Annotated in this window: 21 protein-coding genes; 11 read left to right on the forward strand and 10 right to left on the reverse strand. The window is 58.2% G+C overall.

Going from position 1 to position 22,875, the window contains the following annotated elements; all coding sequences use genetic code 11:
* The first annotated feature begins 6 nt into the window (after positions 1 to 6).
* The 3 genes from ACQQZ8_RS11885 (at position 7) to ACQQZ8_RS11895 (ending at position 4,798) form a co-directional block, all read left to right on the forward strand.
* A complete protein-coding gene (locus ACQQZ8_RS11885) occupies positions 7 to 963 on the forward strand; it encodes a metallophosphoesterase (protein WP_431712190.1) in 957 nt (318 codons plus the stop codon).
* 206 nt (positions 964 to 1,169) lie between these two features.
* Positions 1,170 to 2,978, forward strand: a complete 1,809-nt coding sequence (locus ACQQZ8_RS11890) for an ABC transporter ATP-binding protein (protein ID WP_431710012.1) — start codon at positions 1,170 to 1,172, stop codon at positions 2,976 to 2,978.
* Positions 2,975 to 4,798, forward strand: coding sequence for an ABC transporter ATP-binding protein (locus tag ACQQZ8_RS11895; protein ID WP_431710013.1), 1,824 nt, complete (start codon positions 2,975 to 2,977; stop codon positions 4,796 to 4,798). The genes ACQQZ8_RS11890 and ACQQZ8_RS11895 overlap by 4 nt, the downstream gene beginning before the upstream one ends.
* Before the next feature lie 83 nt (positions 4,799 to 4,881).
* Here ACQQZ8_RS11895 and ACQQZ8_RS11900 read toward each other — a convergent pair whose 3' ends face one another.
* The 3 genes from ACQQZ8_RS11900 to ACQQZ8_RS11910 form a co-directional block, all read right to left on the reverse strand.
* Positions 4,882 to 5,787, reverse strand: coding sequence for a phosphoribosylaminoimidazolesuccinocarboxamide synthase (locus ACQQZ8_RS11900; protein WP_431710014.1), 906 nt, complete (start codon positions 5,785 to 5,787; stop codon positions 4,882 to 4,884).
* A 1-nt stretch (position 5,788) separates the two neighbouring features.
* Positions 5,789 to 7,075 (reverse strand): phosphoribosylamine--glycine ligase, encoded by a 1,287-nt coding sequence (gene purD, locus ACQQZ8_RS11905; RefSeq protein ID WP_431710015.1) that lies wholly within the window; start codon positions 7,073 to 7,075, stop codon positions 5,789 to 5,791.
* A 157-nt stretch (positions 7,076 to 7,232) separates the two neighbouring features.
* Positions 7,233 to 8,627 (reverse strand): choice-of-anchor L domain-containing protein, encoded by a 1,395-nt coding sequence (locus tag ACQQZ8_RS11910; protein ID WP_431710016.1) that lies wholly within the window; start codon positions 8,625 to 8,627, stop codon positions 7,233 to 7,235.
* A gap of 186 nt (positions 8,628 to 8,813) precedes the next feature.
* Here ACQQZ8_RS11910 and ACQQZ8_RS11915 point away from each other — a divergent pair, with 186 nt between their 5' ends.
* The 4 genes from ACQQZ8_RS11915 (at position 8,814) to purM (ending at position 12,398) form a co-directional block, all read left to right on the forward strand.
* Positions 8,814 to 9,185: a sterol carrier family protein gene (locus tag ACQQZ8_RS11915; protein WP_431710017.1), complete on the forward strand. Its 372-nt coding sequence runs from the start codon at positions 8,814 to 8,816 to the stop codon at positions 9,183 to 9,185.
* Between the two features lie 9 nt (positions 9,186 to 9,194).
* Positions 9,195 to 9,545, forward strand: a complete 351-nt coding sequence (locus ACQQZ8_RS11920; RefSeq protein WP_431710018.1) for a hypothetical protein — start codon at positions 9,195 to 9,197, stop codon at positions 9,543 to 9,545.
* Positions 9,546 to 9,651: 106 nt separating this feature from the next.
* Positions 9,652 to 11,175, forward strand: a complete 1,524-nt coding sequence (gene purF, locus ACQQZ8_RS11925; RefSeq protein ID WP_431710019.1) for an amidophosphoribosyltransferase — start codon at positions 9,652 to 9,654, stop codon at positions 11,173 to 11,175.
* 80 nt (positions 11,176 to 11,255) lie between these two features.
* Complete coding sequence (gene purM / locus ACQQZ8_RS11930; RefSeq protein WP_431710020.1) at positions 11,256 to 12,398, forward strand: phosphoribosylformylglycinamidine cyclo-ligase; 1,143 nt, start codon at positions 11,256 to 11,258, stop codon at positions 12,396 to 12,398.
* 259 nt (positions 12,399 to 12,657) lie between these two features.
* Here purM and ACQQZ8_RS11935 read toward each other — a convergent pair whose 3' ends face one another.
* A complete protein-coding gene (locus tag ACQQZ8_RS11935) occupies positions 12,658 to 13,548 on the reverse strand; it encodes a Sir2 family NAD-dependent protein deacetylase (RefSeq protein ID WP_431712191.1) in 891 nt (296 codons plus the stop codon).
* 198 nt (positions 13,549 to 13,746) lie between these two features.
* Positions 13,747 to 13,971, reverse strand: coding sequence for a DUF3073 domain-containing protein (locus ACQQZ8_RS11940; protein WP_431710021.1), 225 nt, complete (start codon positions 13,969 to 13,971; stop codon positions 13,747 to 13,749).
* A 211-nt stretch (positions 13,972 to 14,182) separates the two neighbouring features.
* On the opposite strand from ACQQZ8_RS11940, the gene ACQQZ8_RS11945 reads away from it, so the two are divergent.
* Entirely contained in the window at positions 14,183 to 14,767 is a 585-nt protein-coding gene (locus tag ACQQZ8_RS11945; protein WP_431710022.1) for a septum formation family protein, read from the forward strand.
* A gap of 80 nt (positions 14,768 to 14,847) precedes the next feature.
* Here the strand turns inward: ACQQZ8_RS11945 and clpB are convergent, their stop codons facing one another.
* Positions 14,848 to 17,433 (reverse strand): ATP-dependent chaperone ClpB, encoded by a 2,586-nt coding sequence (clpB, locus tag ACQQZ8_RS11950; protein ID WP_431710023.1) that lies wholly within the window; start codon positions 17,431 to 17,433, stop codon positions 14,848 to 14,850.
* Between the two features lie 501 nt (positions 17,434 to 17,934).
* Between clpB and ACQQZ8_RS11955 the strand changes: the two genes are divergently transcribed.
* A complete protein-coding gene (locus tag ACQQZ8_RS11955) occupies positions 17,935 to 18,066 on the forward strand; it encodes a TetR family transcriptional regulator (protein WP_431712192.1) in 132 nt (43 codons plus the stop codon).
* Positions 18,067 to 18,089: 23 nt separating this feature from the next.
* Positions 18,090 to 18,557, forward strand: a complete 468-nt coding sequence (locus tag ACQQZ8_RS11960) for a hypothetical protein (RefSeq protein WP_431712193.1) — start codon at positions 18,090 to 18,092, stop codon at positions 18,555 to 18,557.
* A 470-nt stretch (positions 18,558 to 19,027) separates the two neighbouring features.
* On the opposite strand, the gene ACQQZ8_RS11965 is transcribed toward ACQQZ8_RS11960, so the two are convergent.
* Entirely contained in the window at positions 19,028 to 19,429 is a 402-nt protein-coding gene (locus ACQQZ8_RS11965) for a YccF domain-containing protein (protein ID WP_431712194.1), read from the reverse strand.
* A 151-nt stretch (positions 19,430 to 19,580) separates the two neighbouring features.
* Here ACQQZ8_RS11965 and trmB point away from each other — a divergent pair, with 151 nt between their 5' ends.
* Entirely contained in the window at positions 19,581 to 20,438 is an 858-nt protein-coding gene (trmB, locus tag ACQQZ8_RS11970; RefSeq protein WP_431710024.1) for a tRNA (guanosine(46)-N7)-methyltransferase TrmB, read from the forward strand.
* Positions 20,439 to 20,710: 272 nt separating this feature from the next.
* Here trmB and ACQQZ8_RS11975 read toward each other — a convergent pair whose 3' ends face one another.
* The 3 genes from ACQQZ8_RS11975 to ACQQZ8_RS11985 all read right to left on the reverse strand — a co-directional run bounded on the left by ACQQZ8_RS11975 (position 20,711) and on the right by ACQQZ8_RS11985 (position 22,874).
* A complete protein-coding gene (locus ACQQZ8_RS11975) occupies positions 20,711 to 21,139 on the reverse strand; it encodes a heat shock protein transcriptional repressor HspR (RefSeq protein WP_431710025.1) in 429 nt (142 codons plus the stop codon).
* Between the two features lie 89 nt (positions 21,140 to 21,228).
* Complete coding sequence (locus tag ACQQZ8_RS11980; RefSeq protein ID WP_431710026.1) at positions 21,229 to 22,212, reverse strand: DnaJ C-terminal domain-containing protein; 984 nt, start codon at positions 22,210 to 22,212, stop codon at positions 21,229 to 21,231.
* Positions 22,213 to 22,301: 89 nt separating this feature from the next.
* Positions 22,302 to 22,874 (reverse strand): nucleotide exchange factor GrpE, encoded by a 573-nt coding sequence (locus ACQQZ8_RS11985; RefSeq protein ID WP_431710027.1) that lies wholly within the window; start codon positions 22,872 to 22,874, stop codon positions 22,302 to 22,304.
* Position 22,875 lies beyond the last annotated feature (1 nt).

Genomic DNA, 22,875 nt, shown 5'->3' on the forward strand with positions numbered 1-22,875 from the left:
CAGCTCATGGCTTCCTCCACCACTTTCCCCCAGGCACTGTCCACCATGGCACGCAATACCGCGCTGCTGGCAGGGACGGCGTTGGCTGCGGGTACCGCCTTGGTCGGCTACGGCATGTACGAGACACAGAAATTCGGTCTTCGCCGCGAGACGCTTCCGTTGCTTCCGCAGGGTAGCAATGACATTCGGATCCTGCATTTGTCCGATATTCACATGGTTCCTGGTCAACAACTCAAGCGCCGCTGGCTTCACGAGCTGGCCGAGCTACGACCGGACTTTGTGATCAACACCGGGGATAACCTTAGCCACCCCCGCGGTATCCCCGCGCTCTTGGAAGCTTTGGGCCCACTGATGCAGTTTCCTGGCGCCTTCGTACCCGGCTCCAACTGCTACTTCGCCCCTCAGCTGAAGAACCCTTTCCGTTATCTCAAGCGCTCCCGCACCACCCCACGAAACCCCGCAGAAAAAGCTCTGCCCTACGAACAGATGCATCGGGCTTTCGGTGCGGCCGGATGGGTGAATATGACCAACCGGAATTTGTCGGTTCCCTTGAACGGGATTCGGCTGGATCTCAGCGGTGTCGATGACCCGCATCTGGACCGCGATAGTTTTGCCGGGTGGCCAGCTGGTTCAGCCAGTGCGCTGCGTGCACCACATGTGAAAATTGCTTTGACCCATGCCCCTTACCAGCGGGTGTTGGATGCCTTTACCGGCAGCGGTGCCGAAATTATTTTTGCTGGCCATACCCATGGTGGTCAGGTCTGTATCCCAGGCTATGGCGCACTGGTGACCAACTGTGATCTGCCCACTTGGCGGGCCCGCGGGCTGACCGAGTGGGAATTCGAGGGCCGTAGCGTTCCACTGAACGTGTCTGCCGGGATCGGCAATTCGCGCTTCGTTCCGATCCGGATTGCCTGCCCGCCGGAGGCTGTGCTGGTCACACTCACCGCCGCCACCAACTGATCTTCACGGATCATCCATAGAACTTGATCTTTTCGGGTCGGAACCCAAACGGGTACCGGCCCGAAAGACTTTTCGGTGAGTGTGACTAGTCTTCGCCTCCGGCATTGATTGATATCTATCAACCACTCCGCTAACCTATAGTGAGGTCACATCAGCATCTTGGGGAGAAGCACGAGGTTGGAAATACGGTGCCAGCAACACAAAGTATGAGGGGCACTACCCCGGACACCTCGTTACGCGCGACGTTGCGGCGACTGGGCCCCTTCGTTCGGCCCATCCTGCCTCGTCTACTTGTCGGCTTCCTCTGCGCCCTGACCGCCGGGCTAATCGCTCTAGCCATCCCGCAGGTACTGTCTTGGCTGGTCAATACGGTGATCGCGGTGGACGGTGCCACCGCGGATGTCTGGCTGGCTGCCGGGGTGCTCGCTGGTTTGGGCTTCTTTGAAGCCCTGCTCTTCTTTCTGCGCCGCCAGTTCGTGTTAGCTCCGGCCGCCAAACTCGAAACGCAGATGCGGATCCGTTTCTTCAACCATCTCCAACACCTGCCGATGGCATTCCATGAGCGTTGGGGGTCAGGACAGTTACTCTCCCGCTCCATGTCGGATCTCTCACTGTTGCGCCGCTGGTTAGCCTTCGGCGCCATGATGCTGGTGGTGGACACCGTCACCGTGCTGGTGGGCGTGGCCCTGATGGTTTATCACAGCCCGTGGTTGGCTCTGCTGTACATTCTTGGTGCCGCACCAATTACAGTGCGCGCCTTTAAGTTCCGCAATAACTTCCGTGCGGTCAGTCGGCTCAGTCAGGATCAAGCCGGAGACTTGGCCACTGCAGTGGAAGAGTCGGTCCATGGCATTCGCGTCATCAAAGCCTTTGGACGTGGTCGCCACGTCTATGAGGGTTTCAACAATCAAGCCGAAGCGCTACGCACCACGGAGCTATCTAAAGCACGCACCCTGTCCCGGTTCCTCACCACGGTGGTGGCGGTTCCAGAAGTCTTCCTCGGTTTAGGTCTGGTTCTCGGGTTGATCCTGTGCGCTAATGGCAGCTTGAGTGTTGGCTCACTCGTCGCTTATTTCGCCACCGCCGCGGTGCTCGCTCGTCCGGTCGAAGGCATGGGCATGCTACTGGGCATGACACTGACCACTAAGACCGCTTTGGACCGCCATTTTGAAGTGATGGATGCGGAGAATCACCTCACTAGCCCACAGCGCCCCGGGGTAGCGCCGGGACCGGCAGGTGCGGTGGAACTGAAGCACGTGCGTTTCACCTACCCGGATGAGACCGGCAATGCCCGTCCGATCCTGGCCGACATTAATCTGAGTCTGCGTCCAGGCGAAACCATGGCTCTGGTCGGGATGACCGGTAGCGGCAAGTCCACCCTGTTGAACTTGATTCCACGCTTGCACGACGTGGATGCTGGAGCGGTCTTGGTGGATGGGATGGACGTGCGTGAATGGGATCTGGAGGCCTTACGTACCGCCATGGCGGTCGCCTTTGAGGACACCACCTTGTTCTCCACCTCGGTTCGAGATAACGTCCTGCTCGGCGTATCTGCGGAACTCAGTGCCGAAGAACGCGACCAACTTCTAGCCTCGGCATTGGATGTGGCCGAAGCTCACTTCGCTTATGACCTGCCAGAGGGCGTAGATACCCTGATCGGTGAGGAAGGCCTGTCGCTCTCCGGTGGGCAACGCCAGCGTCTAGCACTGGCTCGTGCCATCGCTGCCTCACCACGGATCCTGATCATGGACGACCCGCTCTCCGCGCTGGATGTGCGTACCGAGGAAGCGGTCACCGCCAAACTACGAAGCGTCTTGGAAGGCACCACCACCTTAGTGGTCGCTCATCGCCCGTCAACGGTGATGTTGGCCGACCGCGTTGCGTTGCTCCGAGACGGTGAGATCGAGGCTGTAGGACGCCACTCCGATCTGCTGGCTACTAGTGAACACTATCGATATGTCATCGCCTCCTTAGATGATGAAGACACGGCCGTAGATGTGGAGGCTCGACCATGAGTAAACCAGCAGCTAAGCAAACCTACGGCGTAGCCAACGAGGATGCGATTACCCTCAGCGGTGCCGAACGTACCGTGGTGCGTCGCCGCTCCTTCAAGCTGCTCGCCGAACTGGCCGGACCGCAGAAGAAAACCCTGATCCTGACCATCCTGTTGGTGCTCACGACCAACGCCGCTCGGGTCGCGTTGCCGGTGATTATTGCCTTCGCAATCGATACCAGCCTGCCGCAATTACGTGAGGGCAATTGGACTTCCGTGGGCATCGTCGGGGCTAGCTACCTGCTCTGTGCTCTAACCGGTGGCATCTTACTGGGCTGGTACATCCGCACGGCCGCACGTATTTCGCAAGCCATGCTCTTGGATCTGCGTCAGCAGGTCTTCCGGCATACCCAGCGTTTGAGTCTAGAGTTCCATGAAAACTACACTTCGGGGCGCATCATCTCGCGGCAAACCTCGGATTTGGAGACACTGCGCGAACTGTTGGATCAGGGCATCAGCGAACTGGCCTCAGCGGTGGTGTTCATGGTCTTCACTCTGGCCACGATCTTCTTCCTCGATTGGCGTATCGGCTTGGTGGTCTGTGTTGCCTTCATACCGGTGCTCGTGATTTTCCGTTGGTATCAGAGTCGTTCGGAGGTCCTCTACCGCGAGTCTCGGGTGGTCTCAGCGAAGGTGATTTCGAGTTTCGTGGAGACCATGACCGGCATGCGGGCCGTGAAAGCCTTCCGTCGCGAAACGGCCAATGACCGTTCCTACTCGCAGGTGGCTGAAAGCTACCGCAGCAACACCATCAAGGCGCTGAACCTCAACGGCATTATGCAACCTGGCCTCATGCTCACCGGCAACCTCGCAGTGGCCACGGTGCTTGCTTATGGTGGCTTCCGTGTCTTGGATGGCACGTTGGAGGTTGGTGTGCTGGTAGCCCTGTTGCTCTCCTCGAAACGTGTATTCCAGCCGATGGAAGCCATCGCGATGTTCTACTCGTCATTGCAGTCGGCTACCGCCGCCCTAGAGAAGATTTCGGGACTGCTGGCCGAGGAACCCACACTGAGCGAACCGGAGCAACCCCGCAGTATTGCCAAGGTTGCCGGGCACATCCAGTTCAATGACGCGGTCTTTGGCTACGGTGATGGACCGGTAGTCATGGACAAATTCACGTTGGATATCCCGGCTGGACAAACCGTCGCGATTGTCGGTCAGACCGGCGCCGGCAAGTCCACACTGGCTAAACTCATCGCACGCTTTTACGATCTGCGGGAGGGTGAGCTGACCCTGGATTCGGTGCCGATTCGTGAGCTCGCCAACGCCGAGTTGCGTCAGCACGTGGTTATGGTGACCCAGGAAGCGTTCCTTTTCTCCGGTTCGGTTGCCGAAAATATCGCCTTGGGACGTCCCGGGGCTAGCAGCGAGGAGATTGAGGCCGCGGCTCGCGCTGTGGGAGCCCACGAATTTATTTCGAAGCTACCCGAGGGCTATGACACGGATGTGAACAAGCGCGGTGGGCGTGTGTCGGCGGGCCAACGACAGTTGATTTCCTTTGCTCGCGCCTTCCTTGCCGACCCTGCCGTGTTGATCCTGGACGAGGCGACTAGCTCCTTGGACATCCCCTCGGAGCGTGCTGTGCAAGCCGGGCTGCAGAAGCTACTGGGTAACCGTACCGCGCTGATCATCGCGCACCGCCTATCCACGGTACAGATCGCCGACCGGGTGCTAGTAGTGCACGGGGGCAAGATCGTTGAAGACGGCACCCCGGCACAGCTGATTGCCTCCGAAGGACGTTTCGCCACGCTGCACAAGGCTTGGCGCGACTCGCTGGTCTAGGCGTAGTCTCAACGACGCATTAACCCACAGTGTCCTGTCGACAATCATCCGATTGTCGGCAGGACACTGTGGGTTAGTCGTTCTTAGGCGCTGAACTTCTGGCCGGTGAGACGTTCATAGGCTTCAATGTATCGAGCCCGGGTCTTCTGCACGATTTCTTCGGGCAACGCCGGCGGCTCTTCACCGGAGTTCTTATCCCACCCGGATTCGCTGGAAGTTAACCAGTCACGCACAAACTGCTTATCGAAGCTGGCCTGTGCCTTACCCGGGGCGTAGTCGGCGCTATCCCAGAAACGTGAGGAATCCGGGGTGAGTACTTCATCGCCGAGGGTGAGCTGCCCGGTGGCGGGGTCTGCTCCGAACTCCACCTTCGTATCAGCCAAGATGATCCCGCGCTCGCGTGCGATCTTTTCGGCCTGCATGTAAAGTTCCACGGTCTGCTCACGCAGCGCCTCGGCAACCTCTTGACCCACGCGTTCCACCGTCGCGGCAAAGGAAATATTCTCATCGTGCTCCCCCACCTCAGCTTTAGCCGACGGGGTGAACAGCGCCGGGGTCAGCTTTGAACCGTCAACGAGCCCATCGGGCAGCGGAAGGTCACAGACGGTGCGGCTCTGCTTGTACTCGACCAACCCGGAGCCAGTGAGGTAACCGCGGGCAATGCATTCGATCGGGTACATCTCAAGCTTCTTGCAGACCATCGCCCGGCCGGCTACTTCGGCCGGCACCTCGGTGGAAATGACGTGGTTCGCGAAGTCGCTCAACTGCTCGAACCACCACAGGCTCAGCTGGGTCAAGACCTTGCCCTTATCGGGAATTTCGGTGCTCAACACGAAATCATAGGCGCTGATCCGATCGGAGGCGACGACCAATACCCGGTCGGTTTCCGCGAAACTCGCTCCGCTGGGGATGTACAGATCCCGCACCTTCCCGGAGTAAAAGTGTTCCCAACCCTCTAGGCTGAGCACTTCGGTTTGAAAACCTGCCATCTTAATTGGACTCCCGCTTCACTAGGATTTCGCCGCGTTCGGCTTTCAAACCAATATCGGTACGCCACTGGGCACCCGGCCAAGAGATCTCAGCCACCCCGGCATAGGCGCTCTGGCGTGCTTGTGCCAGGTCCTCGCCCAGTGCCACCACGGCCAACACTCGGCCGCCAGCTACGGTGATATTTCCTTCCGCATCCTGTGCGGTGCCGGCATGGGCCACGTGCACGTTCGGTACGGCGTTAGCAGCGTCTAGGCCTTGAATGATCGCACCCTTGACTGGAGTGTCAGGGTAGTTCTCGGCCGCGATCACCACGTCCACGGCGGTTTGAGGATGCCAATGCAACTGTTCTGCATCATCCAGTTCACCCTTAGCCGCAGCTAGCAACAGTCCACCCAACGGAGTCTTCAACCGTGCCAGCACCGCTTGGGTTTCTGGGTCACCAAATCGGGCATTGAATTCGATGACTCGAATCCCCCGCTTCGTCAGCGCCAATCCGCAGTACAGCACTCCGGTGAAAGGAGTGCCGCGCTTGGCCATCTCGCGAATGGTGGGGTAAGCCACCCGTTCCATAACTTCTTCGGTGAAGCCTTCCGGCAGCCAAGCCAGCGGCGAGTAAGCACCCATACCACCGGTGTTTGGACCCTGATCGTTGTCGAAGATCCGCTTGAAATCTTGGGCTGGGGCCAAAGGTACGGCGTGTTTCCCGTCGCAAATGACGAAGAGCGACACTTCTGGTCCGTCGAGGAACTCCTCGATGACCACGCTACCGCCAGCCTCAAAACAAGCTTCAGCATGTGCCAAGGCTTCGGCGCGGTCCTCGGTGACCACCACACCCTTGCCGGCGGCAAGACCGTCGTCCTTCACCACATGTGGTGCACCGAAGGCATCAAGAGCTTCGGCTGCTTCGGCACTGTTGGTGGCGACGCGCGCCATGGCGGTAGGCACCTCGGCTTCGGCCATTACTTCCTTGGCAAAGGCCTTGGACGCTTCGAGTTGGGCCGCGGCTTGAGTGGGGCCGAACACCGGGATCTTGGCCGCGATTAGGGCATCTGCCACACCGGCTGCCAGTGGGGCTTCGGGACCCACTACGACCAGGTCGCTTCCGAGCTCGCTGGCTAGTTTAACCACCGCTGCCGGGTCCTGCGCGTCAATGGCGTGGACCGGAACATCGCGTGAGATTCCGGCGTTGCCGGGGGCGCAATGAACTTCTTCCACATAGGGGTCTGCAGCTAGTGCACGGACAATTGCATGTTCACGGCCACCGGGGCCAATAACCAGTACCTTCACAGGCCAAAAGCTTACCGGACTAACTGGCCGCAGCAGCGTTCTATGACCACAGCATTAATCCCGGTAGTCGGAACATTGCCCCACTTCAGCGGAATACAGAAAAGACCCGCGAGCAACCAATGATGGAGGCTCACGGGTCTGATCCGCGATCAGCTACTTAGTGACGTGTGCTGCGGCGTTTGACCATGAAGATCAGCGTGCCAGCAACCAGCAGGACACCACCGACAGCGCTTAGCACTAAGGCACTATTCGAACCAGTGTCTGCTAGATCTTCATCCGGATCGGCGGGGTCTTCGCTTGGCGAAGGCTTCGAATCGCTGGATGAAGGGGTTGGGCTTGCGCTGTCAGTAGGCGTAGCACTCACCGAGGGGCTTGGCGAACTGGACGGCTCGACACTTGGCGAGCTGGATGGCTCGGCACTAGGCGAGCTGGATGGCTCGGTCGTTGGCTCGGTACTCGGGGTAGGAGTTGGTAGAGCCTCATCCACCACGGTAATGCTGACGGTGGCCTCTGCGGAATTAGCAGTGCCATCATTGGCCAGGTAAGCAAAGGTCGCCTCGCCAAGGTAATCCGCGGCAGGGGTAAAGGTCACCACATTCCCGTCGACGACCGACAGGGTTCCATGCTCCGGATTCGGGCCCTGAACAATCTCGAAGGTCAGCTCATCCCCATCTGGGTCCGAACCCTGCAAGCTAATGTCGATTGGTGTGTTGATCGGGGTGGTTTCACTCAGGTCGGTAACCGTAGGTGGCATATTGGATTGGAAGCTTCCCGCGGCAATGATCACTGCCGAGTCCAACGAGTCATCAGCGGTGTCGGCAATAGCCAACTTCATGGTGTTAACTTCTCCAGCGTTGACCGGGGCTTCAAAGTTCAGCACCACGGTAAAGCCGTCCAACTCCGTATTGGCCGAATAAGGTTCCACGGAATTATCGACGTAATAGTTCGAGTTGGTCTCGTGGTTAATCGAGTTAATGGTGATCGGCTGAGTTCCCGCGGGGGTATCCACCGTGGCGTAGTTAGTGCCGTTGACGAAGAACCCAAAAACATCGTTGTAGGAAGAATTCACATATTCTTGATACTCTTCCGAGCCAAAAACGTAGGAGAAGGTCACCAGCGAGGAACTCGGCACAAAATCAAACTCGAGAACCGTAGCATCGTTGGTGGTACGTGGAGCGACGATAAGGTCCAGATCCTTGTCTCCGGGCACATCGAGCCCGCCGGTGTTGCTGGTATCAGTGTTCGGACCAATCAGCGTGCTGTTCTCACCGGCCACTTCACCACTGGCCAGCACAACACCCTCAGCAATACCCAGCGCATCAGCAAAGCCGGTGGCCAGTCCGGCCCCGAGTGGGCTACCGGTGAACTTCACATTGCTGATTTCGGTCTCATCACCTACCAAAGATTCGGCTAGTGCTTGAGCGGTTAGTACCGCGGGATCACTCAAATCCGTCACATTTTGTTCCGCCGCTTGCGCAGGAACCGCCAACAAGCCGGTGGCTGCCAGGGCGAACGCGCCTAGTCCCCCAGCTAAAACACGTCCAACTTTCACAAAAAAGTCCCCTCGATAAAAAATAAACCATTTGGATGTGATCAACCCAACGATAATGTACCCGAAGATGTGCACTAACTGGAAGACCTCTGCGAAAAAGGTGAACGAAAACGTCGCCCCTCGGCGCATCAGGGGGCACTAGACTGGAGTGCTGGCAATCAAAGCAGGGCATGGAAGGTGTAACTCTTGGCCATCAAGCGCAGAATTGATCCGGTACTTGGCGCAGCGGCACTGCATGAGTGGAATTCCACCAGTGGCGGTACTAAAGCCGCACGCTCGGTACGCGCCACCGCCGTACGCTTCGCCTTAGAAGAATTAGCCACCCGCGCCGAAGGTAACTCCGTAGAGGTACGGGTGCCACCCTTCGGTGTGACCCAATGCATCCCGGGTCCCCGGCACACCCGTGGCACCCCACCAAATGTCGTGGAAATGTCAGATGAAACTTTCTTATCCCTAGTCACCGGAAAGATTCATTGGGAACAGGCGTTGGGCGAAGGGACGATCCAAGCCTCCGGGTTACGCGCTGACCTTTCGGCGTATCTGCCACTCTTTGAGTAGGCTTAAGCCATGGAGCAAAACCCCTCTCGTCCCGACCTAGCCGCAGCACGCGGTGACCAGTCGTTTGAAGTTGAAGTTCATACCTCCCCGAAGCTCTGGCCGATGCTGATTACCGGTGGCGTGGTGGGGGCCTTGGCAGGTGCAATCATTGCTCTGCTCGGAGAGCCTTCAGCCAATTACACCGTTGCCGCAACTTTGGGCTACTTCGCTGCAGCCTGTGCTGCTATTGGATTTGCCATTGCCGCGATAGTCTATGTCGTCATTGATCGGATCACATCCAAACGCACAACACGGAAAATTGCCGTACCTCTGCCCGAGGATGAGCAACCAAATAACGGGACACCTACACCCAAGGAATAGCCGCAAGAACTACCGTCCATCTCGGAAGTTCTCAGATCTCCAGGATGGCCGTAACGAACCATAGTTTTGGCCGGAAACGGCCCGGATGCATGAGAGAATTAGTAACATGGCGCGTGGCGATGGACAACTGAATCATGACCTTCTTCCCTACGAAAAAGGACCGCAAGATGAGTGCGGTGTTTTCGGTGTCTGGGCACCAGGCGAAGAGGTCGCAAAACTCACTTACTACGGTTTGTACTCGCTACAGCACCGTGGTCAAGAATCAGCAGGCATCGCCACCAGCGATGGTGAGCGCATTAACGTGTACAAAGATATGGGTCTGGTGTCCCAGGTCTTTGACGAAAACACCCTAAACTCCATGACCGGGCATCTGGCGATCGGCCACTGCCGCTACTCCACCACCGGCTCCAGCCACTGGGCTAATGCGCAGCCGACTCTGGGACCAACTAAATCCGGCACCGTTGCCTTAGCGCATAACGGCAACCTGACAAACTCCGCCGATTTGGCCGACATGGTTCGTAGCCGCATTGATGCCGAGGGCGGGAAAGTCACCGGTGAACTCGCCCAAGGCAATACCACTGACACCGCCCTGGTCACCTCACTGTTCAACGGCACCGAGGGACTAAGCCTCGAAGAAACCGCGTTGGCCCTGCTACCTCAAATCAAGGGTGCCTTCTGCTTTGTTTTCATGGATGAAAACACCCTCTACGCAGCTCGTGACCCACATGGTGTACGTCCCCTCGTTCTAGGTCGTTTGGACCGTGGTTGGGTGGTAGCTTCTGAGCAACCAGCCCTCGCCACCGTCGGTGCGTCCTTTATTCGTGAAATCGAGCCAGGCGAAATGATCGCCATCGATGAAGCTGGTGTGCGGTCTCAGCGCTTCGCCGAATCCACCCCGGCCGGTTGCGTCTTCGAGTACGTCTACCTAGCTCGTCCCGATGCATCCATTGCAGGCCGTTCAGTCTACGAAGCACGCGTGGAAATGGGCCGGCAGCTGGCGCGCGAAAATCAGTCCGAAGCCGACATCGTGATCCCGGTTCCGGAATCCGGAACCCCGGCAGCCATTGGTTATGCCGAAGAGTCAGGTATCCCCTTCACTCACGGCTTCGTCAAGAACTCATACGTGGGTCGAACCTTCATTCAGCCAAGCCAGACCCTGCGCCAGCTGGGTATCAAGCTCAAACTCAACGCATTGGAAACCGTACTCAAAGGCAAGCGTGTGGCCGTGGTCGACGACTCGATCGTTCGCGGTAACACCCAACGTGCCGTGGTACGGATGCTTCGTGAAGCAGGAGCCGCAGAAGTACACGTCAAGATCTCTTCACCTCCGGTGAAGTGGCCTTGTTTCTACGGGATTGACTTCGCTACCCGAGCCGAACTCATCGCCAACGGTGCGGCCGTGGATGAAATCGCCAAATCTATCGGCGCCGATTCCTTGGCCTACATTTCTGAAGACGGCATGATCGAGGCCACCCATCAGCCACGAGCCAACCTGTGCACAGCTTGCTTCACCGGCGACTACCCGATCCCATTGCCGGAGACCGGTCGTCGTGGCAAGAACCTCCTAGAGCAGCGCACCCAGAGCGGTTGCGAGCCAGGCCCCGATTCGGAATTCGAAGTCACCCTCTAACCGGGCGCCGCATAACTTCCCTCACCGTCCGCGCTAACAATCGTGCGCGGGTGTTCACGACAGAAAAGGATCCCTCTGCCATGAGCGGTACGCAAGAGCAGCCAACCTCCATCACCTACGCCGGCGCCGGCGTCGACGTCGAGGCCGGTGATCGTGCCGTCGAACTGATGAAGGGTGCTATTAAGGCCACCCACACCTCCGGTGTTGTCGGAGGGGTAGGCGGCTTCGCCGGACTGTTCGATGTTTCCTTCTTGACTGGTTACAAGAAGCCTTACTTAGCAACCTCCACCGACGGGGTGGGAACCAAGGTCGCCATCGCCCAGAAATTGGATATTCACCACACCATCGGCCAAGACTTAGTCGGCATGGTCGTTGATGACATCGTGGTAGTGGGCGCCAAGCCGCTATTCATGACTGACTATATTGCCACCGGCAAGGTCATCCCGGAGCGTATTGCAGACATCGTGCGTGGTATCGCCGAAGGCTGCAAGCTGGCCGGTACCGCACTAGTTGGCGGCGAAACCGCTGAGCACCCTGGGCTGCTCGCCGAGGACGAATATGATGTGGCCGGGGCGGCCACCGGTGTGATCGAAGCCGACCAGCTACTCGGCCCAGAACGGGTGAAGGCTGGAGATGTGGTCATCGGCATGGCTTCCTCGGGAATCCACTCCAACGGCTATTCCTTAGTGCGCCGCGTGATCGCTCATGCTAAGTGGGAGCTAGAGCGCGAAGTGGCCGAATTCGGCCGAACTTTGGGCGAAGAACTTCTGGAACCAACTCGGATTTACACCAGCGCCTGCTTGGATCTGGTCGCTGAGCTGAACGACGGACAGAACTTCGGCGTGCACGGCTTCAGCCACGTCACCGGTGGCGGCCTAGCCGCCAATCTGGCTCGTGTGCTGCCTCAGGGCCTGATGGCTCGCGTGGATCGCTCCACGTGGGCGCTACCAGCAGTGTTCTCGACTATCGCCCAGCTGGGTAACGTGCCACAGAGCGACCTGGAGCGCACCCTGAACCTCGGTGTGGGTATGGTTGCTGTCGTTGACGCCACGGTGGCTGATCGTGCCGTCGAACTACTCAACGCACTGAATATGGGTGCCTGGGTTATGGGTCAGGTCGAGAACTTGGATCAAGCCGCAGCGGATGCCGGCTTGGACTTCGTTCAGGGCGCCAAGGGTGTGGACGGCGGCGCAGTACTGCTGACCGGAAACTACGCCAAATAGCTAAGCCAACCCGCCGCCGGCGGTCTAAGGAGCTAAGTCCTTGGACCGCCGGCGGCGTTGTTAATGCAGAATAATAAACCTGAGTTCGCCGCTACTGAACGCTTCGAGCGACGCGCCGTTCGCTGCCACTACTACAGCGGAGCGGGAAACACGGTGCTGGGTTAGCGGCCTGACCCAACCGGGCTAGCCCGGTTGGGTCCACTGGGTGATCCAGCGGCCCCGCTAGCCGACGCCGCAGCGTACCCGCCGGTCGCTCTAGCTAGCTCAACTGACTTAATGCGCGTCCCAGCGGCACTCGCCAACGCCAAGTCGCCTTCTCTTCTCCGCGCACATGTCCGTTTGTCACCAAAGCCACTGGCAAATCGCGCTGCACAAAGTTCAACAGGACTCGATACCCGCTCATCACTGCCAGCGAGGATCCCATGACCAACAGAGCGTTGGATTCTTCTTCTAATTGCGCAATCTGTTGCTTGCGTTCGGCAGGCACGCTTTCACCGAAGTAGACGACATCGGGCTTCAAGGCAATCGATCCGCAACGTAAGCAACCAACCATCACAAACTGATGCACCAGTTCATTGGGCAGTTCCACGTCCCCGTCGGGATTCACGGCCCGCGGATCCAATTCGACTTGCTCCAAATATCCGGGGTTGGCGGCCTGTAAACGAGCATCCAGGGATTCACGGTCTTCGTGGAAACCGCACTCGAGACAGCTGACCACTGACAGGTCTCCGTGAACTGGGATCACCCGGCGTGATCCAGCTTGCTGATGTAACCCATCGACGTTTTGGGTAATAATCCCGGAAATTTTCCCGTGCTCTTCCCAGTCCACCAGACGTCGGTGAATGTTATTCGGCTCGGCACGGAACATGTGCCGCCATCCAACATAGCTCCGTGCCCAGTAACGTTGTCGAGCGTCCGGGCGGTAACGAAACTCCTGGTAAGTCATCGGTCGGTGGCGTTGCAGAGACCCATTGGGGCCACGGTAGTCGGGAATCCCCGAATCCGTAGATACCCCGGCCCCGGTTAGCACCAGAACCTTGCCGGTATCAAGTAACTGTTGCACCCCTGCCCGGGCCTGATCCGGGTCATGAGCTTCGGCGCTTTGTTCCACGATTCGCTGCATCGAACGGACGGCCGAATGGTGGGCCATCTGAATCGACAGGGAATGCTGATCTTTCAAAGCAGGCCTTTCTCAGGAGCTTGCGGACACGACAAATGCCGCAACGAGCTAGGGCTAAATTTAGCCTAGTTATTGCGGCTTGTCCTGTGATGTAGGTACTGAAAGTTCAAAGTACTTCGACAATTGACGGACACTGGGCACATCACCGCCCAATATCCGAAGGACTAGTTACTTGCTCTCGTCCCCAAGGTCATCGGAATACTTCTTGGCCAGATCGTCGTACTCCGAATACTCGTCGTCATACTCGGGTTTGACTGGCTCAGACGCCTGAGCGTAATTCTCGGTACGGATGCCGAGTTCACGTTCCAGTGCGGTCAAATCGGTAGCGGGCGAGTAGTACTTAATGTCTCGCGCCTGACGCTGTGCTTTAGCCTTTTGACGGCCGCGCCCCATGGCGTGACCCCCTCTTTTCAGTAGAGTCGGGAGGTGGTCCACCGCTTAACCGGCGAAGGCCCCCGAATATGTGATCAGTTCTTTCGTAATTAAAGGTTAACACGATTCCACGGCGAGCGCTGAACGCAACACGTGAGCAAACCGCTAGACTAACCTCAAGTCCTGCGAATCATAGACCCGCAAACAGATCCATGTGAAGGAGTTCACATCGGTGGCCGAGAACAATCTCCCCGAGCCGCGGGCAGCACTGCCGCCCTTGAAGCCCGAGCCGGAGCCTGAAAAGAAGCTGACCGGCCAATGGATTCTGCTCGTCATTGCTTTTCTTGCTTTGGCTGCAGCCACGGTGTTCATCGTTATGCGTTTTCTTGCCCCCGATTCCGCGCCATTGGGTTCGGAAGTGGAACGCAACCCCAATCCGGGGCTTGATGGGGTGATAGCCGAGGGTATGGCTCCGGAACATCTGGAAGTGGGCGAATGCTTGCGGGGTTTCCACTCCCCCTTGGACCCGCAAACCATAGTGAGCTGTGATTCGGCGCATAATGCGCAGTTGATTGGCAGTTTCGAGTTGGAGGGCGAAGAATTTCCCGGGGCGGACCGGCTGCTCAGCGAGGCTGAGAACCTATGCAAGTCCATTCCTTTGGACCCAAGTTCGCCGTTGGATTCGAGCTGGACCTACCACTTTTCCCGGCCTAGCCAGGGCACCTGGTCCCAAGGGGATCGTCTCGTTTCTTGCTTCCTGTCACTGAACGAGGGAAATATTCGCAGCTCGCTCTTGCTGCCACCGGAGGAAAGCTAAACAGTAGACTCACCGCAGACGCCGCACCCTCGGGTGCGGCGTCTGCTGCGTTTAACTTGCCTTCAGAATACTGATTCCGTCTAGGCCGGGGCCACGGTCAGCTGGTTCCCTTCAACGTCCAGACCGACCTTGACGGTGTTCCCGTCTTGGATGGTTCCGGCGAGGATTTCACGAGCCAAACGGTCGCCGATTTCCCGCTGTACCAGTCGGCGTAGCGGGCGGGCACCGTAGGCCGGATCGTAACCGGTCAACGCCAGCCAGTCGCGAGCTGCGGCATCTACGTCCAAACTCAGACGCCGTTCGGACAGACGCGCCGACAGGGAGTCGATCTGCAGCTGCACAATATGGCTCAGCTGTTTCACGCTCAACGCGTCGAACAAGATGACCTCATCCAAACGATTCAGGAACTCGGGTTTGAACGAGGCGTTGACCACGTTCATCACCGCGTCACGCTTCGCACTATCCTCCAAGGTCGGGTCAATCAGGAACTGACTGCCGAGGTTGGAGGTGAGGATCAGGATGGTGTTCCTGAAGTCCACAGTGCGACCCTGCCCGTCGGTGAGCCGGCCATCATCCAGTACCTGCAGCAGGATGTCGAAGACTTCCGGGTGCGCCTTTTCGACTTCGTCGAGCAGGATCACCGAGTATGGTCGACGGCGTACCGCCTCGGTGAGCTGGCCACCTTCCTCATAACCGACATACCCTGGAGGGGCACCCACGAGCCTGGAGACCGCGTGTTTCTCGGAGTATTCGGACATGTCGATGCGCACCATCGCGCGGGCGTCATCAAAGAGGAAGTCCGCTAAAGACTTCGCCAGTTCGGTCTTACCCACACCCGTAGGCCCGAGGAAGAGGAAGGAACCGGTAGGTCGATCCGGATCCGCGATTCCGGCACGCGAACGGCGCACCGCATCGGACACCGCGGCGACCGCCTTTTTCTGCCCAATCAGTCGCTGCCCAATGACATCTTCCATCTCTAGTAGCTTCTGGCTCTCGCCCTGCAACATCCGCCCGGCCGGAATACCGGTCCAAGAGGAGATCACCTCGGCGATATCATCGGCGGTCACCTGTTCGGCAACCATCAACTCCCGCTCTTCATCATTGGCTTCGGCGGCCGCAGCAGCGTCCACTTCCTGTTGCAGGCTTGGGATCTGCCCGTAGAGCAACCGCGAGGCGTTCTCCAGATCTCCTTCGCGCTGATACCTTTCGGCTTCGCTGCGCAGTTCATCAAGTTTTGCCTTCAAATCTCCTAAACGGTTCAGTCCTGCCTTTTCGGCTTCCCAACGGGAATTGAGCGCATCAAGTTTCTCGCGCTTGTCGGCCATGTCCTTCCGCAAGGCCTCCAAGCGTTCAACCGATGCCGGGTCGGTTTCGGTGGACAGCGCTAGCTCTTCCATGGTCAGCCGGTCCACATCACGACGCAGCTCGTCAATTTCCTCGGGTGCCGAGTCGATTTCCATGCGCAATCTACTGGCGGCCTCATCAACTAAGTCGATGGCCTTATCCGGCAACTGACGACCCGAAATATAACGGTTCGACAAGGAGGCGGCGGCCACCAGCGCGTTATCGGCGATCGCCACCTTATGGTGTGCCTCGTAGCGTTCTTTCAACCCACGCAGGATGGCGATGGTGTCATCAACGCTAGGTTCGCCCACGTACACCTGGGCGAAACGACGTTCTAGAGCGGGGTCCTTCTCAATATTTTCGCGGTACTCATCCAAGGTGGTGGCACCGATTAGGCGCAATTCGCCGCGGGCCAGCATGGGTTTAAGCATGTTCCCGGCGTCCATGGCGCCCTCGGATGCTCCGGCGCCGACCACCGTGTGAATCTCATCAATGAAGGTCACGACTTGGCCATCGGCAGCTTTGATTTCTTCCAAGACGGCTTTCAGACGCTCTTCAAACTCACCGCGGTATTTTGCTCCGGCAACCATGGCACCCAGATCTAGTGAAATGAGGGTTTTGCCACGCAATGATTCGGGAACGTCTCCGGCGACCATGCGCTGGGCGAGCCCCTCAACTACCGCTGTTTTACCGACACCTGGTTCACCGATCAGCACCGGGTTGTTCTTAGTACGTCGGGAAAGAACCTGTACCACGCGACGAATTTCCTTATCGCGCCCAATTACCGGGTCCAGTTTGCCAGAGCGAGCCAGAGCGGTCATGTCCGTCCCGAACTTCTCCAAGGACTGGAAGGTCCCTTCCGGATCCGGGCTATCGACTTTTCGATCCCCGCGGATGGATGGCAGGGTGGCACTGAGCAGTTCCCGAGTGGCTCCGGCCTCACGCATAGCCTCACCGGCCTTGGTGATATCCGAGGCAAGGGCAATAATCAGGTGTTCGGTGGACACGTAGCTATCGCCAAGCTCGGTAGCCAGCTCCTGTCCAGCGCTGACGCTCTGCAGCAGCTGTCGCGAGAACTGCGCTTGAGCTACGGATGAGCCAGAACCAGAAGGCAGGTTCTTAATGACCGAACTGGCCTTAACGGAGAGGCCATCCACGTCGATCCCCGCGGTTTTCAGCAACGCCACGGCCACCGAATCCCGCTGATCGAGCAATGCTTTAAGTAGGTGGGCTGGTTCAATTTGTGGATTGCCGGCGGTAGAGGCATTCATCCCGGCAGCCGATAGTGCTTCCTGGCTCTTGGTTGTGAGTTTGGTGTCCACGCGAGTCCCTTCTCTAAATCAAACACCTCGTAAACTTGAGTGTACTTGACTCAACTTACTTTTCAGAGAATCTATTCCGAACATCACCAGAAATTTTTCCAATCCTGCCGCAATGTCCACCCCGGAGGCCGGTCACTCACAGTTCACGTCAACTCCTCCTGGACCCCGCAACCCTCATGTTGGCAACCCTCCTAGAGCAGCAACTCTTCGCCGAGCTCTTCGAGGGCAAGGCTCGTGACGGCCAGTAGCCCACTATCCGACAGCGCCTCATCCGCGGTGTCCCCCCACAAGAAGCGATAACTAAAACCTGCCGCGCCGCAAGCTAAACAGACTAAATGGTCTATGCAGCAATAATTTTGGTCTGCATAGTGTTGCCCATGGCTGACGAGCTACCGGGCAGACGAGCACTGCCCCCCAGACACCGCGCGTACGCGCCGATTAATTCTGGCTGCTGCCTCGCGGCTCATCGCCAAGGACGGCCTCGGAGTATCGATCGGTGGCATCGCCGCAGCAGCAGGCATATCCAAGAGCGGTTTGCTTCACCACTTCAGCTCGCGCTCCGTCCTTTTCGACGCGCTGACGCGCGGGATCTTCGACGAGATTCGCAGCATCGTTTACAAACAGGCGACCTGACCGAGAACCGGCCCGGCAAGCTCCTGCGGGCTTACGTACGCGCGATGTGCGACGAGGCCGAGTGGTTTGTCAGTGAACAGTCTCAGGACGAGTTGCATCTCGACTGGGGCCCGTGGGTCGTTGTCCGCTCCAGCACATCTACTGCGGCCATCGAAAGCGCGGACGCCCGCCGTTGGGATGCCGAGCTGAGCGCCGACGGGTCGGACAAGGACCGCGTTTTGCTCGTTCGGCTCGCCGTCGATGGGCTGTCATCAATCGCCCAGCAAGATAAAGCCCATGCGCGCAGTTACCTCGAACGGATGCGGCCACTGGTGGACTCGCTAAATCTGTCAACGATCTGGGTCGTCGTGGCGATTATCCTTCTCGCCCGTCGTCCGGCAGCGATAAGTTGGACCTCCGCTGCGGGGGCCTTGCCTCCTTCGTTGCCGGTGTCCTCGTCTGCTACTTCGCCGCCAGCACCGCTGCCAGTTCAAACACCCTTCGTGGGTTAACCCTTGGTCCGGGCTACCCCTTGGCGCGCTGGCCACAGTGGCCGATCTACCCAGTACTTTTCCCATGTTCTTAGCCGTGGAGCGCATCATCAACGCCGAGATTCCTTCTTCCACCGGTGTGCTGCTACTCATGGGCTACAGCGTGATCTACATTCTTCCTACGCTGGCAGTTCTTATCCTCGGAAACCCCTTCGGGCGAAGGAGTAGGGGCCGGATTCAACGGATTTACAATAGGTATGCACTGGGCGAAGTGAAAGCTAGTTGGAAACTCGCCGCGTTTTACCTAACGGGAGCAATCGCGACGACAGTGCTACTCATCTTCGTCATTTGGTGAAAGCTCAGATGAAATCCTTTAGCCCGCGCGGCTGAATCTGACACTTTTTGAGCGGCTTCACACTTGCCTGATCTTTAAGCAAAATATCGCGCGCACCTCCCGCGAGGGGTGACACACGCGATATTTATTCCGTCGACTAGCGGTTTCGAATGGAGCCGATGTAGTAATCCGAGGGAACGATGGCCTTGCCCAGCGGCATCAGCGAGACCGGGATCATCTTCAAGTTTGCGATTCCCAGCGGGATACCAACGATCGAGACGAACATCGGTATCGCGGTCATCACGTGGCCGATGGCGATCCAAATTCCCGCCACAATCAGCCAGATCACGTTGCCCAGGGTTGAGAAGGCTCCCACCGGCCCGCGATCCACCACGGTGCGCCCAAAGGGCCACAGCGCGTAACCGGCAATCCGGAACGAGGCAATCCCAAAGGGAATCGTGACAATGAGCAGACAGCAAATAATGCCGGCCAGCACGTAGCCAAGGGCGAGCCACAGCCCACCAAAGACCAGCCAAATGACGTTAAGCACCGCACGCAATAGGTTCATAGCCTCATCATCTCGCATGTTCCCGACCCCACACCATCCGGGAATACCCTGAGCCAGCCCGGGAATTCGAGTCAATCACGCGATGGTTCTCACGCGGAGACGACACCGCCTGCACAATAAAGCTCGGCTAGGATAAATCATCATGAGCGACAGTAGCCTTAATCCCGAATCCATCAACGATCCTGACTATCGCGACCCTGAGCTGTACCGCAACGAACCAGTATCTTTTGTTCGCCGTGGTAATCGCCTGCAGGGCCGGCGGGCCAAAGCCTGGGAACGCAATGCCGAACGCTTCATCATTGAACCCGAACGTAAGCGCGCTGACACCTCGGTAGCCGATGATCAGCATTTGGATTTGGAGCAGACCTTCGCTCGGCAGGCTCCGCTGATTGTGGAAATCGGCACCGGGTTAGGTGAATGTATCGCCAATGCTGCCAAGGACGATCCAGCAAGCAACTATTTGGCGGTGGAGGTCTACCGCCCCGGGTTAGCTCAGCTGATGCTCAAGGTCGAATCCTTCGGTTTAGAAAATGTCCGAGCCATTCAGGCCAACGCTCCCGAAGTTCTTGATGTCATGCTCTCGGAAAATAGCGCCGATGAAATCTGGATCTTCTTCTCCGATCCTTGGCATAAATCCCGCCATCACAAGCGGCGCCTGATCAAAAGCTCATTCCTCGATAAGGTGGCCCGCATCTTGAAGCCCGGTGGCACCCTACGACTAGCCACCGACTGGTCAAATTACGCCGAACAGATGCGGGAACTTCTCGAAGCCCACGAGGCGTTCGAGAACCAGTTCCCCGGAAACTTCGCAGGTGAAGAAAGCAATCTGACACAGGTGCGGCGACAGGGTCTAGAGAAAGAGGAAAGCGATCCCGACTTCATTGATGAGCAAGGCGGTTGGGCACCACGCTTTGAGCGTCGTATCCTGACCAGCTTCGAAGGCAAGGCGCTGAACTCCGGACGACTGATCTTCGATCTGGCCTATACCCGTAAGGCTTAGTACGAGCTGAGCGACGATGAATTGAGAGCAGGGGCTGACATTGCATAATGGCAATGTCAGCCCCCGAATCTTTACCCCACCGGGCTAGCACCGAGGCCTTGAATGTCCTCGATGGCTTGATCATGTTCCCCTTGGGTGATGGCTTTGCGGATGACACAGGCTTTATTGGTCACTACTTGATGGTTGAGTCCACTTCGAACTGGGCAGTTTGCTCATGCTGACCCAGAGTTTTTATCCCCTGAACAACGCGACATTGCCCCTAGATCCCTAAATTAGCGACCAATTGCTCGCTGGGTAGTAAAGATTCCAAAGCTGGTTTCGCGGCGTACCGGACGCATTCCACGGGCCAGACTGACCACATCTCCGGCGGTCGTTCCCGCCGCAAAGACTCGACTCTGACTATTGCGCAGTTGGTGTACCTCCACGGAGAGTGTTTGCACCTGCCCGCGCAACTGCTCCACCTCGCGTTCTAACTGCAGTATCCGCCGGATACCTTCGAGGGACACGCCTTCTTTGCTCAGCTGTTGGACTTGGCGCAAAAGTTGCACATCGCGTTGTGAGTAGCGGCGCTGTTTTCCCGCCTGTCGACTCGGTGAAACCAAACCCATGCGGTCGTACTGCCGGAGAGTCTGTGGGTGCATGTCAGCCAGCTGAGCGGCGACTGAGATGACAAAAACCGGACGAATGAAGTCACCGGTCATGCTCTTCTACCACCTTTCCTGGGACCTTACACGTTGTTCTCAGTGTAGTGCGCCGACCTCCGGTCTTCTCACCGGCGGTCGGCCAACACTCACAGTTTGGCTTTGGCCGCCAAATCCGCGCGGGGGTCTTCCCCCGCAGTGGCCGCAGCGAAGTCTTCGACCGCTTGTTTGGCCGCCGAACTCAGATTCTGGGGAACCACCACATCGAGGACGATGAGCAGATCGCCACTGACCTTCGAGGTTTTCACCCCACGCCCCTTGAGCCGCAAGGTACGCCCGGAATTGGAACCTGCCGGAACCTTGACGGTCACGGCCTCACCCTCCAAGGTGGGAACCTGAATCTTCGCGCCTAGTGCAGCTTCATCGAAGCTGACCGGAACGTGGATTCGAATATTGTGTTCCTCCCGCTTGAAGAAGGGGTGCTCTAAGACCTTCACTTTCACCAGCAGGTCACCGTTGCCGGCGGCTCCGGGTTGCCCCTTACCGCGCACGCGCACCGATTGACCATCCTTGATCCCGGCCGGGATCCGCACATCAATGACTTCACCATTCGGTTCACGTAACCCGATGGTGGTTCCCTTAATGGCTCCGGCGAAGGAAATCGAGGTGCTAGCGGTGCGGTCTGCGCCCTTTTGTGGTGGGGCCTGACGGCCAAAGCCACCAAAGCCTCCCCCACCGCCGAAACCGCCGCCACCGCCAAAGAGGTCCGCGAATTCCGGTGGGACCTGCCCACCCCGGCCACCGCCGGGTGCACCGCCGCCGAAGAGGTTGGAGAAAATGTCCTCAAACCCTGCGCCCTGTCCGCCACCTGGACCACCGGAGGTGAAACGTGCACCGGAGCCCATGGCCCGGATCGCGTCGTATTGTTTACGTTCCTCGGGATCCGAGAGCACCGAGTTCGCTTCGGAAATGTCTTTAAACTTCTGCTCTGCCTTGGCATCCCCGGCGTTAGTGTCCGGGTGATACTGCCGCGCCAGTTTCCGGTAGGCCTTTTTAATATCCGCGTCGCTTGCGTCCTTGGGGACGCCAAGGATCGCGTAGAAATCCTTTTCGATCCAGTCCTGACTTGCCATCAGGCATCCAACCTTTCATCGGCCGATTCAACACTGCCCACTGTCGAGAATCGGCAGTGGGCAGTGTCGGTGTGTATTTGTCTCGGCGACTACTCGCCGGTGGATACCATCACTTGGGCGGCGCGCAGGATGCGCTCCCCCTTCTTGTATCCGATACGTAGGATCGCTCCGACGTGGTCTGCTTCGATACCTTCAACGGGCTGGCGTAAAAGCGCCTCATGCACGTTGGGGTCGAATTCCACGGCGTTCTGATCGATACGTTCCAGACCGTGTGTTTGCAGGACACCGTCGAGCTTGTTGGCGATGGCCGCGAACGGGCCATCGGCCAAGTCCCCGTGCTGGCGGGCCGCGTCGATGTCATCCAGTACCGGAAGCAGGGAGGCGAGCACCGACTGGACCGCATTGTCGCGGACAACTTCGCGGTCACGCTCCACGCGCTTACGGTAGTTGACATACTCGGCCTGGAGACGAAGCAGGTCGTTGCGTAGTTCGGTGACTACCTCGGCGACCTCGTCCTGTTCGGACTCGACGGATTCGCCGGCTTCGTTCAGGATCGCCTCGGCCTGACCCAAAGCGTCGGCGTTCGGCTGCTCATTGGCAGCGTCCTGCTGGTTCTCCGGCTGCTCGCCGGAGTTGGCGTTCTGGTCCTGTGCCTCGGACATA

It is taken from the genome of Glutamicibacter uratoxydans (assembly GCF_050753455.1).
GTDB classification, from domain to species: Bacteria; Actinomycetota; Actinomycetes; order Actinomycetales; family Micrococcaceae; genus Glutamicibacter; species Glutamicibacter uratoxydans_A.